This window comes from Azospirillum sp. SYSU D00513, assembly GCF_017356015.1.
GTDB lineage: Bacteria > Pseudomonadota > Alphaproteobacteria > Azospirillales > Azospirillaceae > Azospirillum.
In genome coordinates this window covers 14,885-30,466 of the sequence record NZ_JAFIQV010000040.1, presented here as the reverse complement: position 1 = coordinate 30,466, position 15,582 = coordinate 14,885, and the positions used below count along the sequence as shown (strand labels likewise).

11 protein-coding genes and 1 tRNA gene are annotated in these 15,582 nt (G+C 70.4%); 5 read left to right on the top strand and 7 right to left on the bottom strand.

Annotated features, from left to right (window positions below):
• Position 1: 1 nt before the first annotated feature.
• Both JUB11_RS24735 and JUB11_RS24730 read right to left on the bottom strand, forming a co-directional pair.
• Complete coding sequence (locus JUB11_RS24735; RefSeq protein ID WP_207461456.1) at positions 2–703, bottom strand: CoA transferase subunit A; 702 nt, start codon at positions 701–703, stop codon at positions 2–4.
• A gap of 333 nt (positions 704–1,036) precedes the next feature.
• Positions 1,037–1,123, bottom strand: a tRNA-Leu gene (locus tag JUB11_RS24730).
• 303 nt (positions 1,124–1,426) lie between these two features.
• Between JUB11_RS24730 and JUB11_RS24725 the strand changes: the two genes are divergently transcribed.
• Positions 1,427–1,873 (top strand): DUF2141 domain-containing protein, encoded by a 447-nt coding sequence (locus JUB11_RS24725; protein ID WP_348771500.1) that lies wholly within the window; start codon positions 1,427–1,429, stop codon positions 1,871–1,873.
• Here JUB11_RS24725 and JUB11_RS32970 read toward each other — a convergent pair.
• From JUB11_RS32970 to purT, 5 genes are all read right to left on the bottom strand, one after another.
• Positions 1,860–3,122, bottom strand: coding sequence for a DUF2325 domain-containing protein (locus JUB11_RS32970; RefSeq protein ID WP_247887301.1), 1,263 nt, complete (start codon positions 3,120–3,122; stop codon positions 1,860–1,862). The genes JUB11_RS24725 and JUB11_RS32970 overlap by 14 nt on opposite strands.
• A 161-nt stretch (positions 3,123–3,283) precedes the next feature.
• Complete coding sequence (locus JUB11_RS33430; RefSeq protein WP_207461455.1) at positions 3,284–4,987, bottom strand: betaine/proline/choline family ABC transporter ATP-binding protein; 1,704 nt, start codon at positions 4,985–4,987, stop codon at positions 3,284–3,286.
• A 649-nt stretch (positions 4,988–5,636) separates the two neighbouring features.
• The gene (locus JUB11_RS24710; protein ID WP_207461454.1) at positions 5,637–5,882 is read right to left on the bottom strand and encodes a hypothetical protein; all 246 of its coding nucleotides are present in this window, start codon (positions 5,880–5,882) and stop codon (positions 5,637–5,639) included.
• A 116-nt stretch (positions 5,883–5,998) separates the two neighbouring features.
• Positions 5,999–6,202, bottom strand: a complete 204-nt coding sequence (locus JUB11_RS24705) for a hypothetical protein (RefSeq protein ID WP_207461453.1) — start codon at positions 6,200–6,202, stop codon at positions 5,999–6,001.
• A 127-nt stretch (positions 6,203–6,329) separates the two neighbouring features.
• Positions 6,330–7,499 (bottom strand): formate-dependent phosphoribosylglycinamide formyltransferase, encoded by a 1,170-nt coding sequence (purT, locus tag JUB11_RS24700; RefSeq protein WP_207461452.1) that lies wholly within the window; start codon positions 7,497–7,499, stop codon positions 6,330–6,332.
• Positions 7,500–7,963: 464 nt separating this feature from the next.
• Here purT and bcsA point away from each other — a divergent pair, with 464 nt between their 5' ends.
• Genes bcsA through JUB11_RS24680 form a run of 4 tightly spaced genes read left to right on the top strand, consistent with a single transcriptional unit; the run spans position 7,964 to position 15,579 of the window.
• Positions 7,964–10,243, top strand: a complete 2,280-nt coding sequence (bcsA, locus tag JUB11_RS24695; protein WP_207461451.1) for a UDP-forming cellulose synthase catalytic subunit — start codon at positions 7,964–7,966, stop codon at positions 10,241–10,243.
• Positions 10,240–12,732, top strand: a complete 2,493-nt coding sequence (locus JUB11_RS24690; protein ID WP_207461450.1) for a cellulose biosynthesis cyclic di-GMP-binding regulatory protein BcsB — start codon at positions 10,240–10,242, stop codon at positions 12,730–12,732. The genes bcsA and JUB11_RS24690 overlap by 4 nt, the downstream gene beginning before the upstream one ends.
• Positions 12,733–12,736: 4 nt before the next feature.
• Positions 12,737–13,798, top strand: a complete 1,062-nt coding sequence (locus JUB11_RS24685) for a glycosyl hydrolase family 8 (protein WP_207461449.1) — start codon at positions 12,737–12,739, stop codon at positions 13,796–13,798.
• Positions 13,795–15,579, top strand: a complete 1,785-nt coding sequence (locus JUB11_RS24680) for a tetratricopeptide repeat protein (RefSeq protein ID WP_207461448.1) — start codon at positions 13,795–13,797, stop codon at positions 15,577–15,579. Before JUB11_RS24685 ends, JUB11_RS24680 begins: the two co-directional genes overlap by 4 nt.
• The last annotated feature ends 3 nt before the right edge of the window (positions 15,580–15,582 follow it).

The window sequence follows — 15,582 nt, the reverse complement described above, 5'->3', positions numbered from 1 at the left end:
CTCAGGCCCGCTTGCGCAGGGTGCGCTGTTCGATGCGCTTTTCGTAGTCTTTGCCCTGGATGATGCGCTTCACGAAGATGCCCGGCGTGTGGATCTGGTCGGGATCAAGCTCGCCCGCCTCCACCAGGATCTCGACCTCGGCGATCGTGACCTTGCCGGCGGTGGCCATCATCGGGTTAAAGTTGCGCGCGGCCTTCCGGTAGATCAGGTTGCCGGCGGTGTCGCCCTTCCAGGCCTTGACGATGGCGATGTCGCCGACGATCCCGCGCTCCAGGATGTAGGTCTCGCCGTCGAAATCCTTGTGCTCCTTGCCTTCCGCCACCAGCGTGCCGACGCCGGTCTTGGTGTAGAAGCCGGGGATGCCGGCGCCGCCCGCGCGCAGCCGCTCGGCCAGCGTGCCCTGCGGGTTGAACTCCAGCTCCAGCTCGCCCGAGAGGTACTGCTGGGCGAAGAGCTTGTTCTCGCCGACGTAGGAGGAGATCATCTTCCGGATCTGGCGGGTCTCGAGCAGCTTGCCGAGGCCCCAGCCGTCCACGCCCGCGTTGTTGGAGACCACCGTGAGGCCCTTCACGCCGCTTTCCTTGATGGCGTCGATCAGGTTCTCCGGGATGCCGCACAGGCCGAACCCGCCCGCCAGCAGCACGATGTCGTCACGAATGACGCCTTCCAGGGCGCTCTTCGCGTCGGAGTAAACTTTCTTCATCCGGTTGCTCCGCACCTAAGTCTTCGTTGTGCGCGGCAGGTCCCTTCCGGTCCGTCGCCGGACGGGCGCTTCGGCCCGGAATCCGGCAATGTCCCGGCTGTCGCTTCCTCCCAGTCGCGCCGCTTTCCGGCACGAGGTGGGCGAAGTGTAGCGCGGAATGCTGCGGATGCAAAATACGGAGATGGCGAACGGTTCGCGGGTGCGGCGGAAGCGATCCCGTCCGCCCGGCTCGTCTAACGGGCCAAGATCAGGAGGCGGAATCCGAAAACAGAAACGCCGCGTTGGTTACCTTCCTGAAGAGAAGATGACCAACGCGGCGCTGCCGCGTAGAATTGGTGCCCAGGAGAAGACTCGAACTTCCACGACATTTCTGCCACAGGTACCTGAAACCTGCGCGTCTACCAATTCCGCCACCTGGGCTTAGCAACCGTTGTCCGGTGCGGTGGGCGGTTTTTAGCGATCCGCCCACCGCGCGTCAACAGCTTTTCTCCAAGCCGTCATTTTTTCCGAAAGCCACGGTAATCAAGCCTTTCTCGGGCCGGGCCACCCCAGCTTTTGCCCTGCCTTCCGCCGAACGGTCGAGCTGAAAAAGCGACCGGCTCGCCGAAAAACCTGTCGCCTGGAACCGCCGCCCCGTCGGACACTGGCGGACAGGACCTCATTGGAACGGGGAAGCACGTGGCGGCGCTGCATCGACGCTTGATCGGGAACGGAACGCTGTCCGTGGCGGGGCGGTCCGCCGCGTTGGCACTCCTGCTGAGCTTCGCCCTGGCAGGCGCGGGAGCGGACGGGGCGGTGGCGGCCGACCTCACGGTCACGGTGCGGGGGGTGGCGAACGCCGAGGGCAGCGTGCTGGTCGCCGTCTGCACGGAGACGACCTTCCTGACCCCCTCCTGTCCCTACACGGGCGGCGCGCCCGCGCGGGCCGGCGAGGTCGCGGTGACGGTGCGAGGCGTTCCGCCCGGCCGCTACGCCGTGCAGTCCTTCCATGACGAGAACGGCAACACGGACCTCGACCGGAACTTCCTCGGCATGCCGAAGGAAGGTCTCGGCTTCGGCAACGACGCGCCGATCCGCATGGGCCCGCCCGGCTTCGAGGAGTCCGCCGTGGCGGTCGCGGAGCCGTCCGGCCGGACGGCCCTGTCCTTGCGCTACTTCATGGAGCGGTGACCGCGGCGGCACCGTTTCCATCTGCCATTTCCGCCGGATCGCCGCCGCCCGGCGTCCCCAGCGCGCCGAGCGCGCGGGTGAAGCTCGTGGCGCCGGAGCTGCGGATCGGCATGAAGCGCTTGCGCATGCGCCGGCACAGACCCTTCACCTGGAGGCAGGCGTCGTGGCTGATGCAGTCGATGGGGCAGACCACCACGTCGGCGCGTTCGACCAGCCCCTCCAGGCAGCGCGTCGCCTTCTCCACCCCGCCGTCATGGTGCAGCAGGCAGCCGTTGCGCGACTCCACCGCGGCGCGGATGTGCGGCATCAGGTTGGGGCGTCCGCCCACATAAAGGATGGACTGCCCGCCGAGATCCCGGGGCGTCGCCGCCGCGGCCGGCAGGGCGGCGGCGCGCTCGCGCTCGAAGGCGTCCATGGGGATGGCGACGGCGCCCTCGCCCGCCGGTGCCCGCTTCGGCCGCGCGGACGCGCCGTCGAGCAGCCGGTGCAGCCGTTCGACCTCGCCCTCGGCGAGGCGGGCGCGCATCCGCTCCGCCGTGACCCGCCGGCGCAGAACCGCGAGTTCCTTCTCCAGGCGGGTGTTGCGGGCCGGTGCCGCGGCTTCCCGCGCTGCCGCCTCCCGCGCGGCGAGCGTTGCGCGGGCCTGGGCCAGCTCCTGCTCCAGCGCACGGATGCGGGCGTCCTTCTCCGCCACCCGCTCGACCGAGGCCCGTTCCGTCCGCGCGAGCCGCTCGGCCAGCTCGGCGCAGCGCCGGTTCAGCTCCTGGTTGGCGCGCAGGCTGCGCCGGTTCTCGCCGCCCATGAGGTGCGAGAGCATGTGCACCTCGCTGTAGGCGCGCACGCGCAGCTCGTCCGGGACCCCGGCATGGCCGACCAGCGCCCAGAAGGCCGGCGCGACGTTGCCGGAGGCCACGGCCGCCTCCCACAGGGCGGCCCAGCCCTCGGCCGTCTTCTCGCGGGCGAAGCGCCGGATCTCGCCGGAGAATTTCTCGTCCAGCCGCTTCGTCATCAGCTTGGCCGCCGGGCCGGGCACGCCCGCCTGCTCCACGAAGGTCCGGTGGATGTCGTAGTCGCGCGTGCCCGGCGCCATGACCAGCTTCAGCCGCCGGCACAGCCAGGCCATGTCCTCCGGCGTGAAGCAGGTGCCGACGATGGCGCAATGGTAATGGCGCGACACGTTCCACAGCTTCACCCGCTCGCGCTGACCGGCCAGCCGGGGCAGCCCCACCCCTTCCAGGCGTTCGAACATGGATCGTCTCCCGCGTCTTTGCGTCTCGTCGTTGCGTCGTGTCTCCGCGCTGCAGGTCAACGTCTGCAACTGCAAATCACTCGCAACTTGATACGCCGGAACGCGGGGCCTGGCAAGCGCCTCGCATGAGCCCTCTACCAAAGGAGAAGGCTGGCGGTGCCTCAGCCCGCCCGGATATCGCGCAGGAAACGGTCCACACCCCGGCGCAGCTCGTCGGCTTGGGCGGACAGCTCGGACGCCGCACCCAGCACCCGCGTGGTCGCCGTGCCGGTCCGAGCCGCGCCGTCGGTGACGCTGAGGATGCTGGCGTTGACCGCTTCGGAGCCAGCGGAGGCCTGCTCCACGCGGCGCGTGATGTCGCCGGTGATGGCGCCCTGCTGGTCCACCGCCGCCGCGATTGCCGCGGAGATGCGGCTAATCGCGGCGATGGTGTCCTTGATGCCCTGCACCGCCTCAACGGCACTCCGCGTGGCGTCCTGCATGGCGGCGACCTGCCGGGCGATCTCCTCCGTCGCGACGGCGGTCTGGCCGGCGAGGCTCTTCACCTCGCCGGCGACGACGGCGAAGCCCTTCCCGGCCTCCCCGCTGCGGGCCGCCTCGATGGAGGCGTTCAGCGACAGCAGCTTCGTGCGCGCGGCGATGTCGGAGATGATCTTCACGACGCCGCCGATGCTCTCGGCCGAACTGGTCAGGCTGCGCACGGTGCTGTCCGTGCGCTGGGCCTGCTCCACCGCCCGGCCGGCGATCTCGGTCGAATCCTCCACCCGCCCGCCGATCTCGGCGATGGCCTGGGACATCTGCCGGGCGGCGTCGGCGACGGCGCGCATGTCGTCGGCGGTCCTTCCGACGGCGGCCGAGGCGGCGGCGGCCTGCCCGCCGGTCTCATTCCCGATGCCGGTCAGGGTTTGGGCGGTGCTGTCCAGCTCGCCCGCGGAGCGCTCGACGGCGCCGAGCGCCGTGGTCACCACCGATTCGAATCCGCGGATCAGCTCCTCGGCCCGCTCGGTCCGGCGTCGCATGGCGCGCTGCTCGGCGAATTTGCTGAAGAAGGAGCGGACATACTCGTCGGCCGGGCTGTCCAGCAGCTCCGACGGCGTGCCCAGCTGCACCAGCCGTCCGTCGCGCATGATGGCGATGCGGTCGGCGATGCGCATCGCCTCTTCCGGGTCGTGCGAGACGAAGACCACCGTGCGCTGGTGCTCGCGCTGGAGGCGGAGCAGCTCGCCCTGCATCTCCGCCCGGATCAGCGGGTCGAGCGCGGAAAAGGCTTCGTCCATCAGCAGGATGTCCGGATCGTTGGCGAGCGCGCGGGCCAGCCCTACCCGCTGCTGCATGCCGCCGGACAGCTCGTGCGGGCGTTTGCCCGCCCGGTCGCCGAGCCCGACCAGCTCCAGGGCGCGCAACGCCTTCTCCCGCCGGGCGGCCTTGCCCATGCCGGCGACCTCCAGCCCGAAGGCGGCGTTCTCCAGCGCGGTGCGGTGCGGCATCAGGGCGAAGGACTGGAAGACCATGCTCATCCGCGACCGCCGGACCTCGACCAGCTCGCGCATGGACAGCCCGCCAAGGTCGGTCCCGTCCAGCAGGACGGCCCCGCCGGTCGGCTCGATCAGCCGGTTCAGCAGGCGCACCAGGGTGGATTTGCCCGAGCCCGACAGCCCCATGACGACGAAGATCTCGCCGGCCCGCACGTCGAAGGACACGCCGTCCACTCCGACGCTGGCGCCCGTCTCCCGCAGCACCGCGTCCCGGTCCGCGCCCTGCGCCAGCATCTCCAGCGCGCGGGGCGTCAGGGTGCCGAAAACCTTCCGGACCTCCCGCACCGACAGGCGCGGCGCTGCGGTTTTGGTCACCAGCTCGTTGGGCACGGCACACCTCCATGCAAGGGGGCATCATCGGCGGCACCGATTGGCGGCACGCAGCCGCCACTCCTGCCAGCCTACAGCATGGGGCGTTGCCGAAAGCCGCTTTTGCAGAACTGCGGCGGATTTCTTGCTGTTTGCGGCAGACATCGCGCAAAGCAGACGTTGGGACGGCAATCGAAGGCGGCGGCTCGCGCCTGCCTGCACTGCGTTCCCCTTCCTGATCACAAATCAGGCTTTCGCCTGGATTTGCGGCAGAAGGCTTTTTGCGCCATCGGATCGTTTGGAACGCAGCCGGAACAAGGGATTGGGTGAAAGGGTGGAGGGCGCCTCACCGGTCCCGGTCGGGACCTCGCATACCACGAAGGTGGAATCCAGACAGGCCGGGGGCGACCTAGTCTTATCGGGCATGACGAATCGATTCGATGCCCGCCCCTGCCCCGCCGCCCCCGGCCTATGGGATGTCTTCAGCCTGGAAACCGGGGAAGCCGTGCGAATCCGCGGCGTCCCCCAGACCGGACTGGACCCGCACCGCGCCCACGACGTGGCGGACCAGCTGAACCATTCCCTGGTTGTTGCGGATGGGGCGAGCGGCGATGGGACCAAGCCGGAAGGCGCCGAGCCCGGCCTTCCTCGGACTCGTGCCCGCCCGCGCTCAGAAGGCGCCTTGAAGACGCGCGCGGGACACCGCACCAGCGGAACGGCGGGCCGCGACCGGCGGGCGGGCCGGCTGCGGCCGGGCAGGCTCGGCTCCTGACCGGCCGGCCATGATCTCGTCGAGTTCGAACTGGAGCGCCCGCAGTTCCCGCTCCGCGGAACGGTCCATCAGGGAAACGGTCACGCGCACGAGGCCCCAGACGGACCCGCAGACCAGCGCGAGCAGCATCATGTCCGTATCCATCCCGCTCTCCGATTACCTCGTTCTTTCGAGCGATGATGGGGTAGATCCGATGGATTTGCCTTGTGACGATGCTGTGACCCGGCGCCTCGCGCCCCGGATGCCCGCCCGGGGCGGGATCAGGCGATGGTGCCGATGGTCTCCGGTCCCGCCTCGCCACGCAGGATGAAGCCGGTGCGCCCGATCTGGAAGGCGATGAAGGGCAGGCCGTCGCTGCCCCGGCATTCATGGACCACGCCCCCGTCGGCATCGATGGAGCGCTGCACGCTGGCTCCGGCCACCATCTCCGCCCACGCATCCAGCGCGATCCGCTGCACCGCCATGATCGTCAGTCCCCGCCGCCATCTATCCGGTTGATGTACTCCTAAAGTCCTTCATACCGGCGCGTTCCGCCCGCCTGGGGAGACAAATAAGCGTCCTCCCCAGGGGTTCCGGCCCGAAAAACAAGCCTCAGTAGATGATCTTGATGCGCGCGGCGGCCTCGCGGGCGGTGGCCCGGGCCTCGTCCGCGGTGGCGCCGGATGCCAGCGCCACGCCCATGCGGCGGTAGGGCCGGGTGGACGGCTTGCCGAAGAGCCGCACCTCGACTTCCCGGTCGGGCGTGCCCAGCGCCAGCGCTTCGGCGAGCCCGCCGATGGAGAAGCTTTCCGCCGCGCGGTCGGCGAGGATCACGGCCGAGGCGGTCGGGCCACGCAGGGCAATGGACGGGATCGGCAGGCCGAGGATGGCGCGGGCGTGCAGGTCAAATTCCGACAGGTTCTGCGACAGCAGCGTCACCATGCCTGTGTCGTGCGGGCGCGGCGACAGTTCGGAGAAGATGACCTCGTCCTTCGTCACGAAGAACTCCACGCCGAAAATCCCATAGCCGCCGAGATTGTCCACCATGCGCTCGGCCATCTTCCTGGCGTCGGCGAGCAGGGCGTCGGTCATCGGCACGGGCTGCCAGGACTCCTGGTAGTCGCCGCGCTCCTGCCGGTGGCCGATGGGCTCGCAGAACGTCACGCCCTCGCGGGTGCGGACGGTGAGCAGCGTGATCTCGTAGTCGAAGGCGACGAATTCCTCGACGATGACCTTGCGGCGGTCGCCGCGCATGTTGGCGACGGCGTAGTCCCAGGCCTTCTCGAGATCCTCGCGCGCCCGGACCGTGCTCTGCCCCTTGCCGGAGGAGGACATCACCGGCTTGATGACGCAGGGAAGGCCCGTGTGCTCCACGCCCGCCAGCACCTCCTCCAGGCTTTCGGCGTAGCGGTACTTGGAGGTCCGCAGCCCCAGCTCCGTCGCGGCCGCTTCGCGGATGCGGTCCCGGTTCATGGTCAGCACGGTGGCACGCGCCGACGGCACGACGGAGAAGCCGCGCTCCTCGAACTCCTGCAGGACCTCCGTGCGGATCGCCTCGACCTCCGGCACGATGTGGTCGGGACGGTGCTTCTCGATGGCGGCGCGCAGCGCCTCGGCGTCGAGCATCGAGAACACCTCCGCCTCGTCCGCGACCTGCATGGCCGGCGCGTCCGCGTAGCTGTCGCAGGCGACGACGTGGCAGCCGTAACGCTTTGCGGAAATCACGAACTCCTTGCCGAGTTCGCCGGAGCCGAGAAGCAATATCTTCGCCGTGAATGCCATCTGTGCCTTCCTGGTCGTCGCCGATGCGCGCGTGTCGCGGCGGTTATAGAAGAAAAATGGGATTTTTCCCTAACAGATCACGATCCGGCGGGTACAGGACCTCGTATAGACCTCCATGCCCGCTGATCGCGCCGAGCGCGCGACGGGCCGCTTCTTCGCCGTTAAGGACTTGTTAAGCATTTGACACAAAATGCGGGGTGCATTTCACGTCTGCAATGTGTATAGAAGTCCACTCGAATAAAGCGTTCCCGAAGGAACCGGGTTGCGTCAGGACGGCACCGGCGGCACGCGACGCCGGACCGGTGTCCGCTGCCCGTTGCGGCCGAGGGGACAAGGGTTGACGCACTCTCAATCCCCCTGCGGGAGCCGGTTCGACATCATGGGCGCATCATCAGGTCCAGGGCGGGCGCATCCGGTCATCCGGCGCAAGATCGCCCTTTCCTCCTTTCTCCGGGGTCGCCGACGTGCCTTCTGATTCCGCCGCGGCTCCGGCCTCCGCCGCCACGCCCGGATCGCCCCTGACGCCGCGCCACCAGCCCAAGGGGAACGGCCTCGGCAGGCTGCTGGTCTGGCTGACCGCCGGCCTTGCGACCCTGGCCTTCCTGGTGCTGGCCGCCCTGCCGGTCGGCCGCGACGCCAGCGCCGCCGTCTCCATCGCCAGCGTCGTCGTCGCCTTCGTGCTCGCACGCTTTTCCGAGCGCTTCTGGTACGCCCGCACCATCACGGTGCTGCTGTTGGCCTTCACGACGCTGCGCTATTTCTTCTGGCGCATCGACGGCACCGTGCCGCCGATGGACGACCTGCTGAACTTCATCCCCGGCGTCATCCTGTTCGTCGCCGAGCTGCTGACCTTCTGCCTGTTCTTCGTGTCGCTCTTCGTCATCCTGGACCCGATCAACCGCAAGCCCGTGCCGCTCCAGGGCGACCCGTCCGAATGGCCCACGGTCGACGTGTTCATACCCAGCTACAACGAAAGCGCCGATCTGCTGGAGACGACGCTGGCGGCGGCCATCGCGCTGGACTATCCGACGGACCGGTTCCGCGTGCATCTGCTGGACGACGGCGGCACCGACCAGAAGGTCAATCACAGCGATCCGGCGGCGGCGGCCGAGGCGCTCGCGCGGCGCCAAACGCTAATGGCGCTCTGCGAGCGGCTGGGTGCCCATTACCGGACGCGCGCCAAGAACCTCCACGCCAAGGCCGGCAACATCAACGAGGCCTTCCACAAGACCGATGGCGAGCTGATCCTGATCCTGGACGCCGACCATGTCCCGACGGTCGATTTCCTGCGCGCCACGGTCGGCTTCTTCCAGCAGGATCCGGGCCTGTTCATGGTCCAGACCCCCCATTTCTTCGTCAACCCGGACCCGGTCGAGTACAACCTGAACACGTTCGAGCGCATGCCCAGCGAGAACGAGATGTTCTACTACTCGATCCAGCCAGGGCTGGACCGCTGGAACGCCTCCTTCTTCTGCGGTTCGGCGGCGGTCCTGCGCCGCACCGCGCTGGAAGAGGTGGGCGGGCTGGCCGGCGAGACCATCACCGAGGATTGCGAGACCGCGCTGGAGCTTCATTCGCGCGGCTGGCGCAGCGCCTACCTGGCGCAGCCGCTGATCGCCGGACTCCAGCCGGAAACCTTCGCCTCCTTCATCGCCCAGCGCTCGCGCTGGGCGCAGGGCATGACACAGCTCTTCGTGCTGAAGAATCCGCTGTTCAAGCGCGGCCTCACCATCCCCCAGCGCATCTGCTACACCAGCACCATGATGTACTGGTTCTTCTGGTTCTGGCGGCCGGTCTTCATGCTGGCGCCGCTCTGCTACGCCTTCTTCGGCCTGGAGATCTTCCGGATCAACCTCTACGACTTCATGTGCTTCGTGCTGCCGCACATCTTCTCGGCCATCTTCCTGTCGCACATGCTGCACGGGCGCACACGCTGGCCGCTCTTTTCCGAGCTGTACGAATATGTGATGTCGCTGCACATCGCCCGGGCCTCCATCTCCACCCTGCTGAACCCGCGCGCCCCCACCTTCAAGGTGACGGCGAAGGGCGAATCGGTGGACAGGACCGGCTTTTCCGAACTGGCCCTGCCCTTCATCGGCGTGGTGCTCCTGCTCGGCGCCGGGCTCGGGCTGTGCCTGTGGCGCTACCTGCAGTTCCCCGAGCACCGTGAGGCCATCGCCCCCGTCGCCCTTTGGAACCTGCTGAGTTTCCTGCTGGCCGCCAGCGGCCTCGCCGTCGTCTACGAGCGCAAGCGGGTCCGCCGGCAGGAGCGCATGACCCTCCAGCGGCCAGGCTTCCTCACCTTCGAGGACGGCACCAAGGCACCGGTGCAGATCACGGACCTGTCGGCGGGCGGCCTCGGCCTCACCATGGAGCCGCGCTGGCGCGAGCGGCTGAACCAGGTCGGAACCCCGCTGCTGTCCACCGCCGACCCGATCGACGGCCAAACCCTGTCCACCGGGCTGAAGATCCTGCGGATCGAGGCCCGCTCGGGCGAGCTGGTGGTCGGCACCGGCTTCGTGCCGCGCGGCCGGGAGGAGGTGCTGACCATCGCCCGGCTGGTGTTCGGCAACAGCGCCGGCTGGGAATCCTGGATCGGGCGCAAGCGGACCAACACGCCGAACCTGATGCTCGGCTTCGCCTATTTCTTCGGGCGCATCCTGCCGCGCTCCGCGCTGGCCCTGTGGGCCATCGTCACCACCGGCTTCGGCTATCTCGGCCCGCGCCGGGCGGGCAAGCCATGACCCCGGCGAAGGTCCAGCGCTCCATGCTCCCGCGTTCCTTCCGCCCGCGCGCCATGGCGCTCCCGCTCCTGCTCGCCGTGCTGACGACGGCCCTGCTGCCCGCCAGGGCAGTGGCCGACGAGCGGACGATCTCCTTCGCCAACCTGCGCGACGGCGCCCCGGCCATCGAGATGCAGGGCGAGGACGCCTCGCTGGAACTGGAGGCGCTGATCCCGCCGACCGGGCCGTTGCGCCAGGTGGTGCTGAACGTCACCTACGAGAACGGCATCGACATCCTGCCGGACAAGAGCCGCATGATGCTGGCGCTGAACGGGGAACCGGTCGCGGAGCTGCCGCTGTCGGCCTATCACGGCCCGGCCAGCGCCTCCATCACCCTGCCGCCGGAGCGCATCAGGCCGGGGCGCAACCGCATCACCTTCGTGCAGGAGGCGCAGCACCGGGCGCTGTGCAACGTGCGCGGCACCTACGACCTGTGGTCGCGCATCCATCTGGCGCGCTCGAGCCTGACGCTGCGGTCGGACATGGCCCCGCCGGTGCCGGACCTCGCCATGCTGCCCCAGCTCCTGGGGGCGAGCCGCTGGCTCGACGCGCCGCTCGCCATCCTGCGCGCCGGCACGGCGATGGGACCGGACCATCTCGGCTGGGGCGCGCTGGTCGCACAGGGCTATTCGCTGGCGCTGAACGGGCGGGCGCCGCGCGTCGTCTCGGCCGCCCTGCCCGCCCGCCGGCCGCAGGGCGCGCCCGCCGACGGCAAACCGCTCCCGCCGGAGATGGTCCCGAGTCCGAAATCGGTGATCGTGGGCCTGCGCGACGATCTGGGCGGGCTGCTCGACCCGGCGATCGTCCAGGGCATCAACGGCCCCTTCCTGGGCGTCTACCCGACCGGGGTTTCCCCCGGCAGCTTCCTGGTCGTGGTGTCCGGCCGGACCCCGGACGAGGTGGACCGTGCCGTCCTGCGGCTGGCCGCCATCCACCAGCCCCTTCCCCCGCAGGCGAGCGCGGTCGTCGATCTGCCGACGGCCGCCGCCCCGGCGCGCGCGGTGGCCGAGCCGGGACGTCACCGGCTGTCCGACCTCGGCTACACGACGACGAGCCATGTCGGCTACCGCTACACGGCACCCGTCACGCTCCGCCTGCCCGCCGACTTCAAGCCGGTCGCCGACCAGACGATGGCGCTGCGGATCAACGCCGCCTTCGAGGGAGACCTCGGCCGCGGTTCCGTGCTGAACGTCCGGGTCAACGGCCGCCTCGCCGGCTCCATCGACGTGGACAAGCGGTCCAGCGGGGCCCTGGAACGGGCCGAGATGGGTCTGCCCATGACCCTCTTCCGGTCCGGCGACAACCGGATCGAGATCGAGGCCGAGCTGCCGCCCCAGCAGGAGACGGGCTGCCTCCTCGCGGTCCGCAAGCCGCGCTTCACCCTGATGGACTCGAGCGAGCTGGAAATCCCGACCTTCGGACGGCTGGTCGGGCTGCCGGACCTGGGCGCCACGGGGCGCACCGGCTTTCCCTACGCGCGCCCGGCCGGCGACGACTGGAGCGCGGCCTGGAAGGCCGGCACGGGCGGGCAGCCGCACCATTTCGACCTCGTCGTCGCGGGCGAGGGCGAGAGCTGGCCCGCCGTGGCCTGGACGCTGACCGCCCGCCTGGCGCAGAACGCCGGCACGCTGATCCACCCGATTCCGTCCATAGGCTGGAACGCGCCGGTCGGCCGCGACGCGCTGATCGTCGGCCCGATCGGCAACCTGCCGCAGATGGCGCTGGCCAGCACGGCGGTGGCGCCGGACCGGCTGGCCAGCCTGCTGGAAGCGGGAACCCGCATGTCGCTCGCCGCGGCGGCGGGCGACCCGCTGCCGAGTGGCGACCGCCAGCGCCTCATCGACCAGCTGCGCGGCGCCACGGCCGCCGCCTACCAGCCAACGGCCGGCGGGGCCTCGGCGGCGGTGGCCGAACCGAGCACGACGCGCTGGGAACGGCTGGCCGGGCGCACGCCGTCGGAAAGCACCGGGCTGTTCGGCACGCTGTTCGACCGCGCGCTCGACCTCGCCGGCCGGAACGGGGCCGGCGACACGGCCGCGGACTCCGCCGACGGGCTGAACACGCTCGGCGAAAGCGGGTACCTGCCCGACGCCGCACTTCTGCAGTTCCAGGCGCCTGGCGAAGGCAACGGCACCTGGACCGTCCTGACCGGGGCGGACGCCGGCATCGTCGCCCAGGCGACCCAGCGGCTGGCGGCCGATCCCCTGTGGTCCGATCTCGGCGGTGGGGCCATGCTGTGGCGCAGTGGCGGCGGGGGCGGAAGCACCATCCGCCCGTCCGAACGCTACAGCGTCCTGACCCACCCCTACGACCCCGGCAATCTCCTGCTGGTGGCGGCGAGCAGCCTGTCGCAGCGCATCGATGTCCTGTTCTTCCTGCTGCTCGCCACCGTGGTCACGCTGACGACGGCGGTGCGCCTGCTGCTCCGCATGTCGCAGAGGAGGGATTGATCCCATGCACCGCCGCGACCTCCTGACCCTCTCCGCGGCACTGGCCGCGTTCGCTGTCCTGCCAGCGCCCGCCGGTGCGGCGGGCATGGCCGCCTCGCTGCCCGCGGCCGACTGGCGCCGCTTCGCCGACCGCTTCATCGGGTCGGAGGGGCGCGTCTCCGACAGCGGCAACGGCGGCATCAGCCATTCCGAGGGCCAGGGCTACGCCATGCTGCTGGCGCTCGCCGCGGATGACCGGGCGGCTTTCGACCGGCTGTGGGCCTGGACGGAGGCCAACCTGCTGCGCGGGCGCGACGACGGGCTCCTGGCCTGGAAGTGGGAACCGGGAAAGGGCGTCACCGACCGCAACAACGCCACCGACGGCGACATCCTGACCGGCTGGGCCCTGCTGCGTTCCGCCGAGCAATGGGGAAACGAGGGGCACCGCCGGGCGGCGCTGTCGATGCTCCAGGCCGTGCGCCGCCATCTGGTGGTGGAGCATGGCGGCATGACGCTGCTGCTGCCCGGCGCCACGGGATTCCGCCAGGACAACGGCGTCGTGGTGAACCCGAGCTACTGGATCTTCCCGGCCCTCGCCGCCTTCGCCGCCGCCGACGCGGACGGCAAGCCGGTCTGGGAGAAGGTTTCGGGATCGGGGCTGGTCCTGATCGCCAAGGCGCGCTTCGGCCAATGGCAGCTGCCGCCGGACTGGGTCAGGATTGAGGCGGACGGGACCGCCGTCCTGCCCGAGCGCTTCAAGCAGCAGTTCGGCTACGATGCCATCCGCGTGCCGCTCTACATGGCCTGGGGCGGCTACCGCGATCCCTATTACTTCCGCCCCTACGGCGCCTTCCTGGCGCGGTTCAACGGCGGGCCGATCCCGGCCACCGTGTCGCTCCCCGGCGGCACGACGGCCCAGGTGCCGGCCTCGGTCGGCATGCTGGCGGTGTATCGGATGGCCGCGCGCATCGCCGCGACCGGCGCCGCCGTGACGGTCCCGCCGCCCGGGGCCGACGAGGACTATTATTCCAGCGTGCTGGCCCTGCTCACCCAGCTGGCCGAACGCAGCCTTGGGCTGACGCAATGACCCGACCGCTCCCCTTCTCCCTGATCCTCGCCGCCGCCGTCGCCGTGGCCGGCATGCCTGCCGTCGCGCAGGCACCCCAGGCTCAAGCCCCGATCAACAGCACGGCGGGCGGTGCGGCGGGCGGCCGCGCGCTGGCGCCCGGCGTGCAGATCCAGTTGGACACGCCCGCGGGCGCCGCGGCACCCGGCACGGTGGACGAGACGGCCCTGCGCTACTACGCCCGGACCGGCGACGTCGCCCGGCTGGAGGCGGAGATCGCGCGGCTGCGCGCGATCAACCCGCAATGGCAGCCGCCGTCGGACCTCTTCTCGCCGCAGGCCCCGAGCCAAGGTCCGTCCTTCGACGAGACGCCGATCTGGCGGCTGATGTCGTCGGGCAAGACCGCGGAGGCGCGCGCGGCCATCGCCGAGGAGCGCCGCCGCACGCCCGCCTGGCAGCCCTCGGACAAGCTGCTTCATGAACTCGACCTCGCCGAGGCGACCGGACGCATGGCCGCCGCCATGGGGGCCAAGCGCTGGCAGGAGGTCCTCGACACCGCCGCCGCGACGCCCGAGGTGGCGAGCTGCACCCGGCTGGACAATCTGTGGCGCGTCGCCGAGGCCCATGGACAGCTCAAGCAGACCGACCAGGCCTTCGACGTCTACCGCCGCATCGTCACGAGCTGCCCGAAGGCGGCGGAACGGCGCGACACCATCTACAAGGCCGGCCCCTTCCTGCCGCCGGAGCGGCTGCGCGAGCTGGCCGACCTTGCCGCGACCTCCAACCCCGCCGAGGGCGAGGATTACGCCGTGGTCCGCCGCGCGCTCCAGGACCTGGATGTCGGGCGCACGCTGAGCCGGCTCGGCGGCGGACAGGGCGAGCAGCCCACCGCCGACGAGCTGGCGAGCGCCCAGGCCGCGGTGCTGGAGCGGCGCGACGCCGGCGGGGCGCTGGCGCTGGGCTGGCATCATCAGAGCAGGAAGCGCCATGAGGAGGCGCGCCAGTGGTTCAGCCGCTCCAACGAGTGGCAGCCGGGCGATCAAGCCGTGGAAGGGCTGGTGCTGGCCCTGACCGGCCTGGGCCGCCGGCAGGAGGCGCTGGAGGCCGGCAAGGGCTGGCAGGGCCGGTCCGCCCGCGTCGACCGCGCGCTGCGCGCCGCCCGCCCGCCCGCAGCCCAGCCCGGCAGGGGAACGGCGGGCCAGGGCGCCGGTGGCTGGGGCGAGCTGGAACGCGCCCTGGCCCAGCGCGACTATGGCCGCTGCCTGCAGATCATCGAGCGGATGAGCCGCGGCGGAATGGACGCGTCCCTGGCCCAGCAGCGCGGCTGGTGCCTGATGGAGCTGAAGCGCCCGACCGAGGCGGAGGAGGCCTTCGCCCAGGCCAAGGCGCTGGCCTCCAAGGCGCCCGCCGCCGACCGCGTCCGGCTGGCCGATTCCGCGGCCTACGGCGAGACGCTGGCCCGCCTCCAGACCGACGACGCGGAGGGCGTGCTCCAGGAGTTGCCCAACATGCGGCTGACGCCCGAGCGCGAGCGCTCGATCCGCGCCAACACGCTGGCGACCCAGGCGCTCCAGGCCTATGAGGAAAAGCGCTACCGCGACACGCTGCGGCTGCTGGACGCCCGGCTCGCCTTCGAGCCGGAGCCGCGCGGCCTGACCATCATGCGGGGCTGGACGCATTACAACACGCAGCGCATCGACGAGGCGCTGCGGATCTTCGAAGCGCTGGACCGCCGCTTCAGCACCGAGGAAACGCGCGAGGCCGTTGGCGTGGTGAAACGGGCCATGTATAGGGGAGGCTGAGCG